The organism is Aeromonas sp. 602658 (assembly GCF_049173005.1).
GTDB classification, from domain to species: domain Bacteria; phylum Pseudomonadota; class Gammaproteobacteria; order Enterobacterales; family Aeromonadaceae; genus Aeromonas; species Aeromonas veronii_A.
In genome coordinates, this window is sequence record NZ_JAAKRF010000002.1 from 228534 (window position 1) to 246926 (window position 18393).

General features: G+C 59.7%; 17 protein-coding genes. All 17 read left to right on the forward strand.

Annotated features, from left to right (window positions below):
• Positions 1-9: 9 nt before the first annotated feature.
• The 17 genes from G5253_RS03390 (at position 10) to G5253_RS03470 (ending at position 18382) form a co-directional block, all read left to right on the forward strand.
• Positions 10-1707, forward strand: a complete 1698-nt coding sequence (locus G5253_RS03390; protein WP_421202699.1) for a terminase — start codon at positions 10-12, stop codon at positions 1705-1707.
• Positions 1707-3833 (forward strand): portal protein, encoded by a 2127-nt coding sequence (locus tag G5253_RS03395; protein ID WP_421202700.1) that lies wholly within the window; start codon positions 1707-1709, stop codon positions 3831-3833. The genes G5253_RS03390 and G5253_RS03395 overlap by 1 nt, the downstream gene beginning before the upstream one ends.
• A 119-nt stretch (positions 3834-3952) precedes the next feature.
• Positions 3953-4321: a Gp49 family protein gene (locus G5253_RS03400; RefSeq protein ID WP_421202701.1), complete on the forward strand. Its 369-nt coding sequence runs from the start codon at positions 3953-3955 to the stop codon at positions 4319-4321.
• 134 nt (positions 4322-4455) lie between these two features.
• Positions 4456-5385 carry a hypothetical protein gene (locus tag G5253_RS03405; RefSeq protein ID WP_421202702.1) on the forward strand — a complete coding sequence of 310 codons (930 nt, stop codon included), beginning with the start codon at positions 4456-4458 and terminating at the stop codon, positions 5383-5385.
• Positions 5386-5457: 72 nt separating this feature from the next.
• Positions 5458-6675 carry a N4-gp56 family major capsid protein gene (locus G5253_RS03410; RefSeq protein ID WP_421202703.1) on the forward strand — a complete coding sequence of 406 codons (1218 nt, stop codon included), beginning with the start codon at positions 5458-5460 and terminating at the stop codon, positions 6673-6675.
• Between the two features lie 68 nt (positions 6676-6743).
• On the forward strand, positions 6744-7133 hold the full coding sequence (locus tag G5253_RS03415) for a hypothetical protein (protein WP_421202704.1): 390 nt from the start codon (positions 6744-6746) through the stop codon (positions 7131-7133).
• A gap of 66 nt (positions 7134-7199) precedes the next feature.
• Entirely contained in the window at positions 7200-7637 is a 438-nt protein-coding gene (locus G5253_RS03420; protein ID WP_421202705.1) for a hypothetical protein, read from the forward strand.
• Between the two features lies 1 nt (position 7638).
• Positions 7639-8220: a hypothetical protein gene (locus G5253_RS03425; RefSeq protein WP_159163997.1), complete on the forward strand. Its 582-nt coding sequence runs from the start codon at positions 7639-7641 to the stop codon at positions 8218-8220.
• A 9-nt stretch (positions 8221-8229) separates the two neighbouring features.
• Complete coding sequence (locus G5253_RS03430; RefSeq protein WP_421202706.1) at positions 8230-8907, forward strand: DUF6682 family protein; 678 nt, start codon at positions 8230-8232, stop codon at positions 8905-8907.
• An 11-nt stretch (positions 8908-8918) separates the two neighbouring features.
• On the forward strand, positions 8919-10616 hold the full coding sequence (locus tag G5253_RS03435; RefSeq protein ID WP_421202707.1) for a phage head spike fiber domain-containing protein: 1698 nt from the start codon (positions 8919-8921) through the stop codon (positions 10614-10616).
• Between the two features lie 219 nt (positions 10617-10835).
• On the forward strand, positions 10836-11141 hold the full coding sequence (locus tag G5253_RS03440) for a hypothetical protein (protein WP_421202708.1): 306 nt from the start codon (positions 10836-10838) through the stop codon (positions 11139-11141).
• A 101-nt stretch (positions 11142-11242) separates the two neighbouring features.
• Complete coding sequence (locus G5253_RS03445) at positions 11243-12847, forward strand: hypothetical protein (protein WP_421202709.1); 1605 nt, start codon at positions 11243-11245, stop codon at positions 12845-12847.
• Positions 12847-16737, forward strand: a complete 3891-nt coding sequence (locus G5253_RS03450) for a phage tail tip fiber protein (protein WP_421202710.1) — start codon at positions 12847-12849, stop codon at positions 16735-16737. Before G5253_RS03445 ends, G5253_RS03450 begins: the two co-directional genes overlap by 1 nt.
• Positions 16734-17093, forward strand: a complete 360-nt coding sequence (locus tag G5253_RS03455) for a hypothetical protein (RefSeq protein ID WP_421202711.1) — start codon at positions 16734-16736, stop codon at positions 17091-17093. Before G5253_RS03450 ends, G5253_RS03455 begins: the two co-directional genes overlap by 4 nt.
• A gap of 8 nt (positions 17094-17101) precedes the next feature.
• Positions 17102-17740: a hypothetical protein gene (locus tag G5253_RS03460; RefSeq protein WP_139407377.1), complete on the forward strand. Its 639-nt coding sequence runs from the start codon at positions 17102-17104 to the stop codon at positions 17738-17740.
• Positions 17741-17750: 10 nt separating this feature from the next.
• Positions 17751-18125 carry a hypothetical protein gene (locus G5253_RS03465; RefSeq protein ID WP_252655467.1) on the forward strand — a complete coding sequence of 125 codons (375 nt, stop codon included), beginning with the start codon at positions 17751-17753 and terminating at the stop codon, positions 18123-18125.
• Positions 18125-18382 carry a bacteriocin gene (locus G5253_RS03470; RefSeq protein WP_128297332.1) on the forward strand — a complete coding sequence of 86 codons (258 nt, stop codon included), beginning with the start codon at positions 18125-18127 and terminating at the stop codon, positions 18380-18382. The genes G5253_RS03465 and G5253_RS03470 overlap by 1 nt, the downstream gene beginning before the upstream one ends.
• The last annotated feature ends 11 nt before the right edge of the window (positions 18383-18393 follow it).

Below are 18393 nucleotides of genomic sequence, written 5' to 3' on the forward strand. Positions count from 1 at the left end.
GACCCACCAATGACCGAACTCGACATCTCCGCCATGACTGAGCAGGAGCAGATTGCTGGTATCCGAGAAAAGCTCAGCGATAAGTGGTGGCGGATGAACAACCTCTACATGATCGAGAACGAGCAGGGCCAGCTGGTGCGCTTTCGGCTGCGTCCGGCGCAGGAACTGCTGTTCAAGAGCATGTGGTGGCTAAACATCATCCTCAAGGCGCGTCAGCTCGGGTTCTCCACGGCTATCGATATCTACCTGCTGGATGAGGCGCTGTTCAACAAGAACATCAAGTGCGGGATCATCGCCCAGGATCTGACGGCGGCAGGGGAAATCTACCGCACCAAGATTGAAGTGCCGTTCGATAACCTGCCCGGCTGGCTCAAGGCCCAGTTCAAGGTGGTTACCCGGCGCGGCGGGGCCAATGGCGGTCATATCCTGTTCCGGCATGGCTCCAGCATTCAAGTGGCCACCTCTTTCCGCTCTGGTACCGTCCAGCGCCTGCATGTGTCAGAGCACGGCAAGATCTGCGCCAAGTACCCGGAGAAGGCCAAGGAGGTGCGAACCGGTACCCTGCAGGCTATCCACCCGGGCGCCGTGGCATTCATTGAGTCCACTGCCGAAGGCGTGGGAGGCGACTTCCACGCCATGAGCATGAAGTCCCTCGAGCTGGCCCGGGCATCCGGTGAGCTCAGTAAGCTGGATTGGAAGTTCCACTTCTTCGCCTGGTGGCAAGATCCCAAGTATCGCGCCGACGTTCCGGCGTCTGGCGTGGTGGCAAGCAAGGCTCAGCTCGAATACTTTGCCGCGGTTGAGAGGGCGATGAACTGCGCCATCAGCGACGAGCAGCGTCAGTGGTACGTGCTGAAAGAGTCCACCTTGGGCGCAGAGATGAAGCAGGAGTTCCCCAGCACACCGCTGGAAGCGTTCCTGACCTCTGGTCGTAGGGTATTCGACCCCATCGCCACAATGGAGGCAGAGGGCGACTGCATGCCGCCTATCATCGTCTACGACATGGATCCCGTTACCGGCAAGCGTGAGAAGGTCCGAAAGCCTGACAAACTGGACGAGCAGGGCCAGCGCTCCCTCGAAAACATGCTGTTGGTGTGGGAACTGCCCGATCCCGATGAGGATTACGCCATTGGCGCTGACGTGGCGGAAGGGTTGGAGCACGGCGACCGCTCCAGCTTTGACGTGATCGCCAAGAGTGACGGGCGTCAGGTTGCCCACTGGTTCGGCCATCTGGATCCCGGTCTCTTTGCACAGCTGCTGGCCCATGTCGGCAAGTTATACGGCACCGCAGAGCATGGCCCCGCCTATATCGGCCCGGAGCGTAACAACCACGGCCACGCCGTCCTGCTCAAGCTGCGCGAGCTATATCCTACCCGCCGCATCTACACCCAGGAGTATATCGACCGGGATCGGGATGATGAGACCCAGCGCCTCGGCTGGCTGACCACCCGCCAATCCAAGCCGATCGTGGTGGATGGTCTCAAGGCCCTGCTGCGTGCCGGTCAGGCCGGGATCCGCTGGATAGGCACCATTTCCGAAGCAACCACCTACGTCTACGACAAATCCGGCAGCATGAACGCCCAGGAAGGCTGCTACGACGACCAGCTGATGAGCTACATGATTGCCCAAGAGATGCGCGCCCGCATGCCTGCCCGCATCGTCAAACCCGAATCCACCCGTAAACCCAAGCATTGGATGGCCAACTGATGATCAACTCACAACCCAAAGCCCCCGAGAAGGGCGGCCTCGATACGCAGAAGCTGCTCGCGCTGATGAGCGATATCAATGGCCAGCCAGACTGGCGAAGCCTTGCCAATCGCTCCTGTGCCTACTACGACGGCGACCAGCTGCCGCCCGAGGTGGTCAAGGTGCTCAAGGAGCGGGGCCAGCCCATCACCATCCATAACCTGATCGCCCCGACTATTGACGGCGTGTTGGGGATGGAGGCCAAGAGCCGCACCGATCTGATGGTTGTCGCTGATGACCACGACGACGAGCTCGAGCAGCTGGCCGAGGCTGTCAACGCCGAATATTCCGATATGTGCCGCCTTGGCGGGCTGGATCGCGCCCGGGGCGAGGCCTATGGCGGCCAGATCAAGACCGGCTTGGGCTGGGTGGAGGTAAGCCGCCGCAGTGACCCGTTCGGCCCGCGCTACAAGTTCAGCAGCGTCCACCGTGACGAAGTCTATTGGGATTGGCACAGCCGTGAGCCCGATTTGAGCGACTGCCGCTGGCTGATGCGCCGCCGCTGGGTTGATCTGGATGAGGCCAAGACCATGTTCCCGAGCAAGGCTCAGGCACTGGAGTGGGGCGTCAACGATTGGGCCGGTATGGTCAGCCTGACCGCCATAGAGGGGCTGGATCCCAACCTTGTCAGCGCCTATGACGAATGGAGCCAGTTCAGCGGCAAGGAGATTGAGTGGTGCAGCCGGGAGCGAGATCGCGTTCTGCTCCAGGTGGTCTACTACCGCACCTACACCATGCGCCAGGTGTTGATGCTCGACTCTGGCCGTGCGCTGGAGTTTGACAAGAGCAACCAGCTGCACCGCGCCGCCATTGCCAGCGGTCGCGCCAGGCTGGAGCGCTGTCCGGTAGCCGTGATCCGCGAATCCTGGTTCGTCGGCCCCCATCATCTGGTCGATCGCCCCTGCACCGCCCCGCACAACATGTATCCGCTGGTGCCGTTCTGGGGGTATCGCAAGGACCGCACCGGCGAGCCGTATGGCCTGATTGCCCGCGCCATGCCGGCACAGGATGAGGTTAACCTGCGCCGCATCAAGCTCACCTTCTTGCTGCAGGCCAAGCGCGTCATCATGGATAAGGACGCCACCAACATGAGCCGGGATCAGGTGTTGGAGCAGGTAGAGCGCCCGGATGGCTATATCGAACTCAACCCTGACCGCGCCAACAAGACCAGTGTGAGCGACGCCTTCAAGGTGGAGCAGGATTTCAACGTGGCGGCCCAGCAGTTCCAGGTGATGCAGGACTCGGTGAAGCTGATCCAGGACACCATGGGCGTCTACGCAGCATTCCTGGGGCAGGGCTCGACCGGCCAATCTGGTGTTGCCATCAGCAATCTGGTGGAGCAGGGCGCGACCACCCTGTCTGAGATCAACGACAACTACCGGATGGGCTGCCAGCAGGTAGGGCAACTGGCGCTGGCTTATCTGCTTGAGGATATGGCCAGCAAGCGCAACTACAAGGTGACCGTCAACCGCGACGACCCGCGCCGCCGCAAGGCTGTGGTGATTAACGTGGAGCAGGAAGGGGGCAAGCTGACCAACGATGTGACCCGGCTGCGAGCCCATATTGCCCTGGCTCCCATCCAGCAGACCGCAGCTTACAAGCAGCAACTGGCCGAGCGAATGACGCAAGCCATGTCCCAGTTGCCGCCAGAGGCCGCCGCTGCCTGCTTCGATTTGCTGGTTGAGCTGATGGATGTGCCGCGCAAGGCGGAGTTTGTGGAGCGGATCCGCAATGCCCTCAACATCCAGAAGGATCCGGAGGAGATGAGCGACGAGGAGCGCGCCGCCGCAGAGCAGCAGGCCCAGATGGCCCGAATGCAGCAGGAAATGGCCATGCGCGAGATGCAGGCCAAGCTGGCGGAGCTGGAAGGAAAGTCTGCCAAGTTGCAGGCAGAGGCCCAGCGCATCACCAAACTGACCGACTCCATCCGCTACGATGACGGCCTCAAGCAGGCCCAGACCGGCAAGACGCTGCAGGAGATGGAGCAGTTGGCCGCCCAGCAGCAGGCGATGCAGGCCGAGCAGGCAGCCCTGCAGGCCCAGCTGTTGGACACCATTCAGCAGCAGATAGACGCGATCGCGCTCTGATAGTTGCTTTCCTAATCGCCCAGCGTTAGGATTTCTCCATCATGGCCCAGTCTTTCGAGATTGGGCCTTTTCATTTCCAGACCCGGCCATAGAGCCGGGTTTTTTATTTGGAGCAGGCCATGACCGACCGCCAGCAGATTGATGCCGAGATGGAGCGCGAGATCCAGACTCTCGGGCTGACAGCGCCGCGTGTGACCCCTGACCAGATCGAGGCGCTGATGGGTGGTGTTCGCTATGAGGTGCAGGTTGTGCCTGGCACCACCACCACGCTGGCCACCGCCATTGCTGCCAACGGCTTCACTCTTGCCATCGGCATGACCGCCTGCGCCGACCCGGCCAACTTCAATGCCGAGCTTGGCGCCAAGTACGCCATCAAGGATGCCGAAGCCAAGGCCCGCCAAGAGCTGTGGAAGCTGGAAGGCTGGCGGCTCAAGTGCCACCTTGACGAAGTGAGCGGGCCGCGAGTCGGTGGCCCAACGAATCCCTAGCGATAGACGACAGCAGCCCTTGCCCGCCTTGTGCGGGCTTTTTTATGCCCAGCCCCAGCCGGGGAGCGCTTTCACTGAGAGCCTTCCCCCGCTTGGGCAGCGATACCACCCACTGAAAACCCACGAGGACGACCATGAGCAAAACCATCGATAACCTGACCGGAACTGAAAGCCTGGACGAACTGGAAGCCATGCTGGCCGAGATTGAGCAAGCGCCCGATGTCGAGCTGGACAATGGCACTGACACCAAGCAAACGGACGTAGAACCCGCGCCGTCGGCGGGCGAGGTGGCAGCCGGTAACGAACAAGCCGCAGCCAATCAGGTTGAGGAACAGGCCAGCGCACCTGAAAAGGTCGTTATGGCCAAGAACGGTCAACACACCATCCCGTATGAAGTGCTGGAACAGGCGCGCAACGAGACCAAGCAACTGCGTGAACAGCTGGCTCAGGCGCAGCAGGCACAGGCAGAGCGGGATAAGTTGCAGGCGCTGCTGGAGAAGAACGGGATCGACCCATCTGTTGACCCGGACGACATCAGCCAGGAAGAGCTGGAGCAACTGGCGCAGGACTACCCGGATCTAGGCAAGCCCATCGCTGCCATTGCCCGCAAGCTCCAAAAGCTGGAGCCGCAAGCCGCGCCGCAACAGGTTCAGCCAGTCGCCAACCCGGTACAGGCCGCACTGCAGGCGGTACCTGACCTGACTGCATGGCGTGACGGCGACCAAGACCGCTTCGATATGGCCCTCACTATCGATGACAAGTTGCAGGCCGATCCCGCGTGGAGCAACAAGCCGCTGGCAGAGCGATTCGCAGAAGTGGCTCGCCGCACCAAGCTGGCCTTTGGCGACGAGGTTGAAGCGCCTCCCGCCAAGGCACCCGGCAAGGCGGCAGAGAAACCCGCTGATCACATCCCGTCCAGCCCATCAGAACTCGGCCAAACCCATCACGCACCGGCAACGGGTGTCGAGCGTTATGGCTCCATGTCCCAGACCGAACTGGTTGGTGAGCTTGGTGCTATGAGCGACGCCCAGATCGAGGCGCTGCTGGAGCAGTCCGGGTTCTAACCAACAACCCCGTTTACATCAACCAACCCCGGCCACTGTGTCGGGGTTTTTGTTTTCATGTAGGAGAGGATCATGACCCAAGTCACCTCGGCGCAAGCCAACAAGATTTTGCAGGCCGCCCTGTTTACCGCGGCCAACCGTTCCCACTCGCTGGTGAACATGCTGACCGATGAGGCCCCCAAGGGCGTCAAGGTCAACGGCGGCAAGCAGACCAGTGCAGGCGCACCGGTGGTTCGCATCACCGATCTGTCCAAGCAAGCTGGCGACTCCGTTGATATGCAGCTGTTCCATCAGCTCTCTGGCCGCCCGACCATGGGTGACCAGAATATTGATGGTCGCCTGGAAAGCCTCTCTTTTGCAGACTTCTCGCTCAAGGTCAACCAGACCCGTCACGGTGTGGATGCTGGCGGCAAGATGAGTCAGTCTCGCACCCGGCACGACCTGATCAAGACCGCTCGAGCGCTGCTTGGTGATGGTTACTACGGCCGACTGGTTGATCAGCGCGGCTTTGCCCAGCTGGCCGGCGCCCGCGGCGATTACTACGCGACCGATATCATTCTGCCGCTGGCGGATGACCCGGAATTTGCCGACATCATGATCAACCCGTTGACTGCGCCAACCTACGAGCGCCACTTCTTCGGTGGTGATGCGACCAGCTTCGAAGGCATCGACGCGGCTGACCGCTTCAATCTGGGCTGTGTGGACAACATGTCGCTGTTCCTGTCAGAGATGGCCAACCCTATCCAGCCGATCCGCATGGTGGCGGATCCGTCCGGTGGCGAGCCGCTCTACGTGCTCTATGTCACCCCGCGCCAGTGGCATGACTTCTACACCTCCACCTCTGGCAAGGACTGGCAAGCAATGCTGGCGGCCGCGATGGAGCGCAGCAAGGGTTGGAATCACCCCATCTTCCGCGGTGAAGGTGCGATGTGGCGTGGCATCCTGGTCAAGCCCTACAAGGGCATGCCGATCCGTTTCAACCAGGGCAGCACCGTCAAGGTGTGCGCCGCCAACTCCGCGGCCGGTACGGAAGTGGACAAGGTTGCTGGTACCACCATCGACCGCGCCGTGCTGCTGGGCGGTCAGGCGCTGGCTAACGCCTTTGGCTCCGGCGAGCAGGGTGCTCAATTCGGCATGCACGAAGAGAAAAGAAACCACGGCAACAACACCGAGATCTCCATCAGCTGGGTATCCGGCCTGCAGAAGATCCGCTTCAAGCAGCGTAACGGAAACATTCAGGACCATGGTTGCATGGTGTTGGATACCGCCGTCAGCGCCGTCGGCCGCTAAGCCACCCACCGTAGCGAGGGGGTTGATGCCCCCTCCTGTTGATATCTGACCAGATAAGGAGCCATGTTATGGCCAAAACTACCCTGATCGCCCGAGCGTACCGCTGGTTTATTGGTTCGTTCGGCAACCTCTCTATCTCCCCGACCCTGGTGGCCAAGCTGGCGGCAGTGCCCTCCGGCGACGTCATCGCCTTTGGTGACAAGGTGGAGCCCAACCTGAAAGTGGTCGGTGCCACCATCATCAGCGCCGGGCTGGGTGCCAGCACCACGCTGACCGTCAAGATTGGCGATACCACCATCATCAACGCCGAAGGCACGGCTACGGCGGTATCCAAGTATTTCCCGGTGGACGATCTGATGACGCTGCCCGACCAGGAGATCACCCTCACCGTCGGCGGCGCTGCGGCAACGGGCACGGTCAAGCTCAAGCTGCACTATGAGGTGATCGGCAACCTGTAAGGCTGCCCGTCACGCCATGCCCGGCCCGGTGCCGGGCTTTTTCATTTCTGGATTGGAGATATTGCCGTGAGCGACAAAATTGCCGTGGTTTATATCGGCGACAAGCCGAGCAAGAAAGACACTGTGACCGGATCCCGCCTGGTGTTCCCGCGCCACACGCCAGTTGATGTGGAGAGTCACATCGCCACGCAGCTGCTGGAGTTCCCTACCGTCTGGATCCGCCATGACGCGCTGGCCGGCACGCTGGAGCGGCAGGAGACTATCGCACGAATGGAAGCGGAAGAGCAGGAGCGCCTTGCTGCCGAAGCTGCCCGCCTGGCCGAAGAGCAGAGCATGGTGGTCGGTGATATCGATCTGGCCAAGCTCACCTCTGCCCAGCTGGCGACCCTGATCGAAGGTGAAGATCTGGGTATCGAGCAGAAGGGGCCGCAGGAGAAGGTGGACGACTTCCGCGTTCGCGTGCGTGACGCCCTGAAAGCCAAGGCCGCCAAGGCGGAGGGCTAAGATGCAGATGGTACCCCGCGAGCAGTTCCTGCCTACCGTCAGGCTGCACATCACAGGTCCGCTCGAGATGCTGCTGGAAGAGGCCGTGACCGAGGCGGCAATCACCTTCTGCCGCGAATCCGAGCTGATCACCCTCGATCGCCTGCTGCCAAGTGCGGCGGCTGGCAGCCTTGAGGTGGTGTGCAATGTGGACGGGGTTACCTCCTGCAATGTGTTGCACCTCACCGGGGCCGATGGCGTGCCGCTGGACTCTGGACGCGACTACTTCGCCATGTCGGCCAATGAGCTGAGCATCCTGACCGATCTGAGCAATGTGCGGATCTGGTACGTGGCGGCCCCGGTAAAAGGCGCCAAGGAGCTACCGGCACAGCTCTACACCGACCATGCCGAGGCCATCGCCCATGGTGTGGCTGCGCTGCTCTATGCCCAACCGGATCGCCCCTGGTCTGACCCCAAGCGGGCCAACTTCCATCGCGCCGAGTTTGTCGAGGGGTGGCGTCGTGCCGGCCGGTTCCGCAAACAGCACAGCGCCCCGACCCAAGTCGAATACTACAACCCGCCCCGCAAACACAGCTTTTTCTAAGGAGTCGCCATGGCTACCGTGCCTATTTCAACCATCATCAAGCGGGTTAACACCCTGCTTGTCGATCCGACCTTTACCCGCTGGCCCAAGCAGGAGCTGCTGGACTACTACAACGACGCCACCAAAGCGATCGTGCTGGTTCGCCCTGACGCTCACACCAAGAACGTTGAGTTTATCTGCGTAGCAGGCACCAAGCAGGCGCTGCCTGCCGACGCCCTGCGGCTGATTGAGGTGCTGCGCAACGCCAACGGCAAGGTGATCCGCTTTGTGCCGCGCAAGGCGCTGGATGACAGCTATCCAGACTGGCACTCCGGCAAGACGGCGACATCCGTTGATAACTACTGCTACGAAGAGCGCGACCCCAAGACCTTCTATCTGCACCCTGGCCCGGCCGCTGCGGTCAAGGTGGATGTGATCTACTCGGTCGCCCCGCAGTCCAAGCAGCTGGCTGATGTAGAGAACGCCAGCACCCCAGCCATGGCTGATCTGGATGATATCTACATCAACCCCGTCATAGATTTCATGCTCTACCGCTGCTTCTCCAAGGATGCCGAGTATGCCGCCAACAGCAACCGCGCGGCAGGTCACTACAACGCATTCCTGCAGCAGCTTGGGGAGAAAACCCAGGCTGACGCCAACATGGAAGCCCGTCAGCAGGCTGGCTTTAACCGGGTAACAGGGCAGTAAGGGGCGCATAGATGGCTGGAGTGTGGAAGCGTGACGGCACTGTAGCCGTCACCAACGGCAGCAAGAAGGTGACCGGTACCGGAACCACCTTTGCAGATGCCAAGAACGGGGTGGCCAAGGGCCACCTTTTTTGTATGACCACCGGCACTACGGTTGATCTCTATGAGGTCGATTACGTGGTGTCAAACACCGAACTCCATCTCGTGCAGGCGTTCCGTGGCACCACCGGCACCGGCAAGGCTTACGAGATTATCACCACCTTCTCTGACTCCATTCCGGAGTTTGCCCGTAAGCTGAACGCCTCCCTGTCCTACTACCAGAGTCAGTCGGATATGGTTCAGCAGTTGTTTACCAGCGATGCGGCAGAGATCACGGTAACCGCCCCGGACGGCACGACTCACAAGCTAATCCCTTGGAAGCGGGTGACCAGCGAAGGGGAGGGGCAAGCGGCCCGCGCAAAGGTCGAGGCGGATAAGGCCGCCGCGGCCGCAGCACTTGCCACCGATGTTGTTCGTGACTCGGCCATGCCGCTGCCGGATGTGTGGTCGCCGCTTGTCGATAGCCTGCGATTGGTTACCGGAAAGGGTAAGGAAATCAAGGTTGGTGAGGACGTTGTGGCCCGCCGCTGGGAGTTTGAACGACTGAGCGCCGCGACTGAGCGTCAGAAGGATGGCAAGTTGCGCCTGGTGCCAGCCGGTGAGCCACGTTACGAGGGTGGCGCACTGGTCAAGGAGCGCGGCTCAACCAACCTCTATTTCCCTCATGATGCATCTGTAGGTTGCACCCCTGTTGGTGGCGCCGCCGCAATGAGCACAGGATCGGGGTTGCTTGGGGAAACTCAAACCCTCAAGTTCTCAGAGGACAGCACTAATGGGTCGCACTACCTGTGGTTAAGAACCACAGGTGCCGTCACCGTTGGTGATTCTGTCTCTGTATCCGTTGAGTTGATAGTGCATAAGGCTGCATTTAATAAAATCAGCATTGGATGCAATGAACTGTCTGGTGCTGATCGTGTAACACTATCGGTTACGCCAGGCGTGATCGGTAAGCCGCTGCTGTTAACGTTCACTGGCACAGCTAATGCGGCCACCCTCAGACCATATGTTTGGGGGATGGTTGCTGACTCTCCGTCATGGCAGGGCGATGGCAGCCTGAACTTTGAAATCCTCTCCGCTCAAGTGGAGAAAGGCCCGCCAACATCCTTGATCCCGACAACCACGGCGGCCGCAACCCGCGCCGCTGAATCTGTATGGCTGCCCGGCCCGGCGAACAGTGCGGGCTACGGCAAGAGTAGGACCTTCGCCTTCGAGTTCGAGGTGATCAGCCCTAGTACAGGCGGATACACCCCGTTCATTTGTGATGGTCTATTCCCTACTCGAACATTTGTTGCAATATGGAGTGATGGATCCTTGCAGGCAAATAATGATTACGCAAAGGCGATTTTAACCAACCAGACATTGAAAAAACGAAACGTTATTTCCGCAACATTTGACTATGACGGCGGTTACGTCATGTTCAGCCTTAATGGTGGGCCAATTGTGAAATCCCCTACTCCTTGCACCATCAGGCCGGGCCAAGCGGAGGTTGCGTATGAGAAGCTAGATATCGGGACGTTGGGCAATGGCAACAACCACTCCAGCATTCGCATTCGCAATTTTAGACAGTGGAATCGCGCGTCGTCTGAGGCGCAACTCAGGGCCATCAAATGACCCGCCACTACTGCACGGGGCTTGGACCCATCTCTCCTGGTACTAACCGCTGCTGCCAGCAGCATGACCATGACTATGGCGCCAAAGGCACGGTATCCCGCGCCGAGGCTGACCGGCGCCTGCGGCAGTGCATGATGGCCCAGGGTAAGCCGGTATTGGCCTGGCTGTTCTGGGCTGCTTGCCGCATAGGTGGCTGGTATTTCTGGAAGGATAAAACCCATGGAACTCATTGATCTTTATCTCAAGGCGGCCAGCAAGTCTGCCATGACAACCGCCCTCAAGGTCGCAGGGTTCACCCAAGACAGCGAGAGCGGAACCTTGTATCGCCAGGGCGCTGACATCAGCGTGATTGGCACTATTTACCAGCCGACAGGTGAAACCACCATCGTTGATGGAGAGTCAGTGCCAGTGATGGCCGCCGTTCCTGGCTACCACGTCAATGTGCGAACCACCTCCCCCGAGGTGGCCGCTGCCCTCGATGCACTGCGTACATACCCGGAGACGCCAGTGAGAGTGTGGGCGTAATCTGGTTGCTTGCCTACTGGCGCTGTCAGCGTTAGGATTTACCCATCATGGCCCGCTCTATTCTGAGTGGGCCTTTTTGTTTCCTGCCCGCCGAGAATTCCATGTCAGCCATTGATATCGTCACAATGCGAGGTGTAACGCCGCGCGTTGAACCTCACCTTTTGTCTGATGAAGTGGCCGTGGTGGCCAGAGACTGTCATTTCGACCACGGCGTTATCTCTCCCATTGAGGAGGATGTGAGTGCAGGTGTTGCTCTTCCAATCACCCCAAAGACCCTGTTTCGCTATGGCGAGCACTGGTTTGCATGGAACAAGGTGGTTGAGGCCATGCGTTCACCCATCGCTCAGGATGAATACCGGCGCGTTTACTACACAGATGGAGAGTACCCCAAGGTTACCCATGCCCAGATTGCCACTGGTGGCAGCAATAAGCCTACAGCTTGGTACCGGCTGGGGGTGCCTGCTCCTGGTGTTCCTGTTGGTGTCAGCGCCATCACGCCGCCAGAGGGCGGCAAGGATGACGACATCACCGATGACGAAACACGCTACTACGTTGACACCTATGTCACCGCTATGGGCGAGGAGGGGCCGCCCGGGCCAGCCAGCGGCAAGGTGTCCATCACTATCCCTGAATCAACGGTGACGCTGGCGCTATCTCCTCCACAGTCGCAGGATAACAACATCACCAAGCGCCGGATCTATCGGTCTGTCTCAGGTGGCGGCCTGGCTGATTACCTGCTGGTCGCAGAGCTGCCCATTGCGCAAGCCTCGTTTGTTGATGGCCTTGCCGATGGTGAGCTTGGCCCTGTGCTGGAGACCTACGATTACGCGCCGCCCCCTGCTGCCCTGCGCGGCCTGTGCCAGATGGCCAACGGTATGTGTGCTGGCTTTGCTGGCAACTCGCTCTATCTGTGCGAACCCTATCTGCCCTATGCCTGGCCGGAGAAATACCGGCTCACCACAGAGCACGATATCGTGGCGATCGCTGCCATTGATACTGCACTGGTGATCGGCACCAAGGGTTACCCCTATCTGGCTCAAGGCGTGAGCTCTTCCTCTGTAACAAACCAGAAGCTCAGTCACCTGCCGCAAGCCTGTATCAGTGCGCGCTCAATGGTGGCGATGGATGGTGTCGTGCTCTATGCGTCCCCTGACGGCCTTGTCGGCATTGGCGCCAGCGGTGGGCATGTGGTGACCGAGCAGGTTATCACCCGCAAGCAGTGGCAAGCCATGAAGCCTGAAACCCTGCGCGCATGGCATCACGAAGGCAAGTACATCGGCATGACCGATACCCACGCCTTTATCTTTGATCCCAAGTCTGGCGACCTGCGTGAGCTGACAAATCGCTGGGATGCGGCTGTTTCGGACATGGAGAGCGATAGCCTGTTTGTGGCTAAGGGGCGAGATCTGCATATCTGGCGCGGCGGAGAGGCTGGCAACGGCCAGTTCGTCTGGCGCTCGAAGTTGTTTATGAATGTCAGTGGCACGGCTTATGGCTGCTGCCGGATCCTGTCGTCAGATATCACTCAGATCGGGGTCAGGCTGTTCGTGGATAACCAGCAGGTAATGGAGCTATCACCCGGCAATCTGACTGTGAGCGCGTTCAGGTTACCCCCTGTGCGCGGCCGTTGGTGGCAAATCGAGGTATTCGGTACCGCCACTGTACGGCGTATTACCCTGGCTGGCTCAATGGCGGAGTTGATGTAATGGCAAAAGCAGCATATCGGGCCGGGCGAGATCAGGCCGCCACCGCCGAAAACGTCGAGCTGCTTACAGGGCAGCGCGGCAATAAGTTGGACAAGGCTATCACGCTGCGCGAGCTGACCGCGCTGGGCCTGGCGACCCTGCGCCCTGGTGCTGGCGGCTCGTTCACTCCCGGCAAGAACCCGGACCTATTCCCCACTGGCACCTATGACAAACCTCACGCACCGGTCAATGTGCAGGCTAATGGCGCGTTTCATACCGTAGTTATCGACTGGGATGGGCCTAACTACCGTGGTCATGCTCACGCCGAGGTATGGCGATCAGAGACAGACAGCCTGCCGGCTGCCGCGCTGGTCGGTACTACATCGGCCAATGTGTTCTCTGATGCCATCGGCAAAGGGGCCACCTTTTACTACTGGGTTCGTTTCGTTAATGGCAAGGATGACGCTGGCCCATTTAACGCCAACGGCGTGAAGGCAGAGACCAGCCGCGACGTGCAGGACATCCTTGATGAGCTGCAGGGGCAGATTGATGAGAGCCATCTGGCAAAGGAACTGCTAGACCCCATCAAAAAAGTGCCACAACTATCCATGGATGTGGAGGCGATCAAGCCAAAGCTGGAGGAGGTGGATGTCTCCATCGGCTCAATCCAGAACAAGATCCCCAGCCTCGAGGGGGAGCTGGCGTCGCTGAACAAGAAGCAGCAGGACAGCGAGGCGCTGCTCAAGGACGCACAGGACCAGCTTGGCAATGCCAGTATCGATATCGGGCTGGTGCAGGACCGCCTGAATGACAAGATCGACAAGTACAAGGGAGACTTTGACAGCTTCCGGGATGCGGTGTTCGAAGTTGATCCTGAGAATGGCAACATCACAATGGATGCGGTTAACGCAGTCCGTGAAGAGCTGCGCACCTCCATCACAGAGGTACACCAGTCGCTTGATGCCGTATCAGGGCAGATCACCAGCAAGGCTGATAACGTCACAGTTGATAGCCAAGGGCAGCGCATCACCGAGGCCGAGCAGCGTATCAATGGTCTAGATGCCAGCCTGAGCCAGACTGTGACCAAGGGTGAGTTCACGGAGGAGCAGAAGAAGGTTACCCAGATTGGGCAGGAGCTGAATGCCACCAAGGGGGAGTTGGCCCAGAAGGCGACGCAACAAGAAGTTGACGAGCAGGGTGAGCGGCTGGCCAACGCTGAAAGCAAGCTGACGGTACAAACCGATGAGCTATCTAGCCAGGCGCAGCGAATCGATGGGCTGCAGGCCACCGTGAACCGAGGCGATGAAGCGCTGGATGCCAGGATCACCGAGCTGGCGCGCGTCACCGCTGACGCCGACGGCGTAACAGCCCAGCGAGTCAGTGGGCTGGAGGTGAGGACTGGTAATAACGAAGGCAAAATCAGCGCCCTGGAGGAGATTATCGAGTCAGAGGGCGGCATTACTGCTGGTCGGTTCGATGAAATCCAGGCTGAGATTGAGCTGGCAAAGGACAAGGCTGATGGTGCTGGCGATGCCGGTCAGGCGGCCATTGATGCCGCGTTGGCCGGTGATGAGCGAGACAGGGGCAACCGCACAGCCTTTGGCGCTATTCGCACCCAGCAGCAGGTGATCGTGAATGAGCAGGCCGCCCAAGCCAAGCGCATCACCGACATGAACGTCAAGTTTGAGGGGAAGGATGCCGACACCCAGGCTCGCATCACCGGCGTGGAGGAGGTCTTTGCCGACGCGGACAGTGCACTGGCTCAGCGCATTGATGATCTGAGCGCTTCGACGAGCGGGTCGTTTGGTGAAACCGCAGCGGCCATCAAGGCGCTGGAGAAGGTATCGACCGACGCTGACAGCGCACTGGCACTGCGCCAAGACCAGATGCATGCCGAGCTGACCGATGCAGACAACGCCCTGAGCGCCGGGATTGCCAGCGAATCTGAGGCAAGAGCGACGGCTGATGAGGCTATGTCGCGCCGAGTGGATGAGCTGACGGCCGGTGTGGATGGCGAGCTTGGTGACCTGAAAGCTCGCGTAGCCCAAGAGGAGCAGGCGCGGGCAGATGGTGACGGCGCACTGGCTCAGCGTATCACCACGTTGGACGCCAGCGTAAAGGAGGGGGACGCCACCAACGCGGCCAGTATCTCCAGCCTGGAAAAGGTGGTTGTTGATACCGCCCAGGCGCTGGCACAGCGTCAGGACAATATGGAGTCATCCATCGACCTTGGCGGTAAAACGGATGTCGAGGGGGCGCTGGCAAGCGATGAGCGCGATCGGGAGAACAGGAAGGCGCGCGGCAAGATCATTACTCAGCAGCAAACGCTGGCCAATGCCCATGAGGCGCTGGCTAGAGATGTGACGCAGCTCACCGCAGATTACGAGGCGGATAGCGCCGACCTGCACAGCCAGATCACCGAGGAACGGATGGTGCGCAGTACGGCGGACGAGGCGCTGGCACAAAAGACATCGGTGCTTGAGGCGCAGATAGAGGGGGTTGGCCAGTCGCTGTCTGCTTCTATTGCCGAGGTGGCCAAGGCAAGCGCTGACGCAGACTCAGCCATGACCGAGAAGTTGAGCCAGCAGCAGTCTGCCATGGAGACGGCTGACGCTGCGCTATCAGGGCGCATCAACGAGGAAGCGACAACCCGGGCTGATGCCGTGGAGTCGCTGGCCAGCCAGATCCAGCAGGTTACTGCTAATTATCAGGATGGTGATAATCGGCTAGAAGGCCAGATCACTGCGGAGTCAGAGGCGAGAGCAAGCGCTGTGCAGTCTCTTGCTAGTCAGATCAACACGGTTTCCGCTGTGGCTGGCAGCAAGAATAAGACGTTCTTTCAGGCCACCGCTCCAGGCAGTGGCATGGGAACTGGCGACCTGTGGTTTGACACCTCCAACAACAACCGTCCATATCGGTACAGTGGCACCGCATGGGTGGCCACAGATGACCCGCGGATTGCAGCTAACGCTGCAGCAGTGCAGTCCCAAAGCCAAGCCATCGCAGACTTGCAAAATGGCGCTCAGGCTATGTGGTCAATCAAGGCTCAGGCTGGCGATATCAAGGCCGGGATTGGCTTGGTAGCCAAGAGTGATGGCACCAGCCAGGTGATGGTGTCTGCCAGCCAGTTCTTTGTGTTCAACCCAAACAGCCCAAGCGCCACCGCTCCGTTGTTTGCCATCGATAACGGCCAGACAGTGATCGCCGAGGCCATCATTCGCAAGGCGACTATCCAGATTATCCACTCCGAGAAGATCACCGCCGACTATATCAAGGCGGGGGTGAGCATCAGCGCCCCGCTGATCACCGGCGGCCAGTTCGATATGGGCAACGCCTTTATGTCTGGCGGCGCGGCTGGCTTTGGCAAGGGTGGCCCTTATGGGTGCTGGGGGTGGGGGTGGCACACCATCATTTACGCTAACGGCAGTATCTACACTAACCGTCTCAATGCCGAGGGCGGCTATGTTCGCAATATGACTATCGGTAACTGCACGATAGATCAGAACTGCGTGGTGCTTGGCACCATTTATGCCGATCGGATTGTTGGTGATGTCACCAAGATGCTTACCCACAAGGGAGCATTTACCATTCCGGCATACAGTCGAGCGAGGAACCTGGTGCTGGTGCAGGGGGGTATTACGTTCCGCAGGAGAGTGTCTGGGGCTGGCACTATTGGACTTAATTTGCATGTGTACCTTAATGGCGCACTCATAGAGACACAGACGGCAACCGCAACAATACCAACCGGTGGCGATGTCGATTTAACCGTAACGATCCTTCCATTTATGGTGCTGCCAGCCAACGTCGATGCGTCTATCACATTTGCTACAAGCGCCTACGGGAATGGGGTTCTTTCTGGGCCAGAGTACAACATAACATCAAGAGCCGTTTGGCTAATGGCATTAACATGAGTAAGGCAATCAACCGCATAGCCAGCGACACAGGCAACCCAAGGCTATCAGCCGAACTGCAAGACGCCATCCGTAACCGGGTGGCGTTTTTGTTTGTGCGTGGCGATGACGGCTTCGTGTTGAAGCCGGTCAGCGAGCAGGGCGCTACCGGCGTGCTGGTATGGGTCGGCTGGGGTGATGGCGGTGCGCCAGAGCGCCACCTACCGGAGGTTAAGCGGCTGGCCCGCATGATAGGCGCCCGCTGGTTGCGCTTTCACTCTGCGCGCAAGGGGTGGCTAAGGGTAGCGCCAAGAATGGGGTGGGCGCGTCAGCCAGATGATGCTGACGGGCTCTTTGTGTTTCAGATCAACTTGTGAGGTGAGTGATGGGCAAGGGTGGCTCTAACGAAATTCAGGAGACGGAAGCCCAGAAAGCTGCGGCTGGCGTGGCCATGGAGCAGTGGCAGCTCTATAAAAACGACCTGCAGCAGTATGAGGACATCTTCATGGACAAGGTGGATGACCTCAACAACGAGAGCGAGTACGACAAGCTGGCTGGTACGGCCGCGCTGGGTACCGCTCAATCCTTTGGTGAGGCACGCGCCGGGCTGGCCGACTCTATGGCGGCTGGCGGTGTGGATCCGACCAGCGGCAAGTATCAGGCTGCCATGTCCAATCTGGAGACTGATCAGGCACTGAGCCAGACCGACACCACCAATCGCGCCCAGTCCAGCCAGCAAGATAAGTATGTGGCTGGCCTCAAGGATGTGGTGAGCATTGGCGCCGGGCAGAAGGCCGAATCGCTGGCTGCCATGGGAGATATGGCAACTACCAGCCTGCGCAAGGCCACCAGTGACGCCCAGAGCTCATTCCAGAGCCAGCAGGCGACCGCTGGTCTGGTTGGTACGCTGGCGGGAGCTGGCACGGCGTATGGGCTCAAGGAGCTTAAGGCGCCTGCAACAACCACAACCGTGAGCAAGAAGATCAGCCCGACAGCCAGCGTGCTGCAAGGCAAGGGCTATTAAGGGGTAAACGATGGGATACGCCGCAGATACATTTGCACAGATCACCCGAGAGAGCTACCAGGACTGGAAGGACCGCTTCTACCCGAAGCAGAAGGAGCTGATGGAGCTGGCCACCAACGGCAAGTTGCTGCAGGAGCAGCTCGGCCGGGTGGATGAGAACAACGCCAACGCCCTGCGTTCGGCCCAACAGGCCACGGCAAACCGCAATGCCCGCATGGGGGTGAGCAACAACGCCAACGACAACAGCCAGGGTTTGCGGGCTGCCCTGATGACGGCGGGCACGGAAAACGGCCTGCGCGAGCAGGAGCAGGCGCGCCAGATGGGGATCTTGACCGGCGCTGATGCCGGCCTGCGTGAGGCAATCAAAACTGGTGGAGGTATGTGATGGGGTACGGACTGCTTGATATTGGCGCCCAGACGCGCCAGCAGGGGATGATGGGGCTGCGTGATGCAGCCAATCGGGAGGAGGAGTTGGAAGCTGCCAACAAAAACCTCAAGACTGCCCGCAAAGGGCAGACCCTGAGCACTATCGGCACTGGTGCATCAATGGGGGCCATGCTCGGAATGGCTGGTTCGGTAGGCGGACCAGTAGGCGGGCTTATTGGTGCAGGCGTCGGATTTCTGGCTGACAGTTTGTTTTAAAGGGGAATGAG

Bases quoted from the DNA above. Each gene is read 5' to 3' on its own strand.
- G5253_RS03390 (WP_421202699.1), top strand. From the start codon at position 10: ATGACCGAACTCGACATCTCCGCCATGACTGAGCAGGAGCAGATTGCT.
- G5253_RS03395 (WP_421202700.1), top strand. From the start codon at position 1,707: ATGATCAACTCACAACCCAAAGCCCCCGAGAAGGGCGGCCTCGATACG.
- G5253_RS03400 (WP_421202701.1), top strand. From the start codon at position 3,953: ATGACCGACCGCCAGCAGATTGATGCCGAGATGGAGCGCGAGATCCAG.
- G5253_RS03405 (WP_421202702.1), top strand. From the start codon at position 4,456: ATGAGCAAAACCATCGATAACCTGACCGGAACTGAAAGCCTGGACGAA.
- G5253_RS03410 (WP_421202703.1), top strand. From the start codon at position 5,458: ATGACCCAAGTCACCTCGGCGCAAGCCAACAAGATTTTGCAGGCCGCC.
- G5253_RS03415 (WP_421202704.1), top strand. From the start codon at position 6,744: ATGGCCAAAACTACCCTGATCGCCCGAGCGTACCGCTGGTTTATTGGT.
- G5253_RS03425 (WP_159163997.1), top strand. From the start codon at position 7,639: ATGCAGATGGTACCCCGCGAGCAGTTCCTGCCTACCGTCAGGCTGCAC.
- G5253_RS03430 (WP_421202706.1), top strand. From the start codon at position 8,230: ATGGCTACCGTGCCTATTTCAACCATCATCAAGCGGGTTAACACCCTG.
- G5253_RS03435 (WP_421202707.1), top strand. From the start codon at position 8,919: ATGGCTGGAGTGTGGAAGCGTGACGGCACTGTAGCCGTCACCAACGGC.
- G5253_RS03440 (WP_421202708.1), top strand. From the start codon at position 10,836: ATGGAACTCATTGATCTTTATCTCAAGGCGGCCAGCAAGTCTGCCATG.
- G5253_RS03445 (WP_421202709.1), top strand. From the start codon at position 11,243: ATGTCAGCCATTGATATCGTCACAATGCGAGGTGTAACGCCGCGCGTT.
- G5253_RS03450 (WP_421202710.1), top strand. From the start codon at position 12,847: ATGGCAAAAGCAGCATATCGGGCCGGGCGAGATCAGGCCGCCACCGCC.
- G5253_RS03455 (WP_421202711.1), top strand. From the start codon at position 16,734: ATGAGTAAGGCAATCAACCGCATAGCCAGCGACACAGGCAACCCAAGG.
- G5253_RS03460 (WP_139407377.1), top strand. From the start codon at position 17,102: ATGGGCAAGGGTGGCTCTAACGAAATTCAGGAGACGGAAGCCCAGAAA.
- G5253_RS03465 (WP_252655467.1), top strand. From the start codon at position 17,751: ATGGGATACGCCGCAGATACATTTGCACAGATCACCCGAGAGAGCTAC.
- G5253_RS03470 (WP_128297332.1), top strand. From the start codon at position 18,125: ATGGGGTACGGACTGCTTGATATTGGCGCCCAGACGCGCCAGCAGGGG.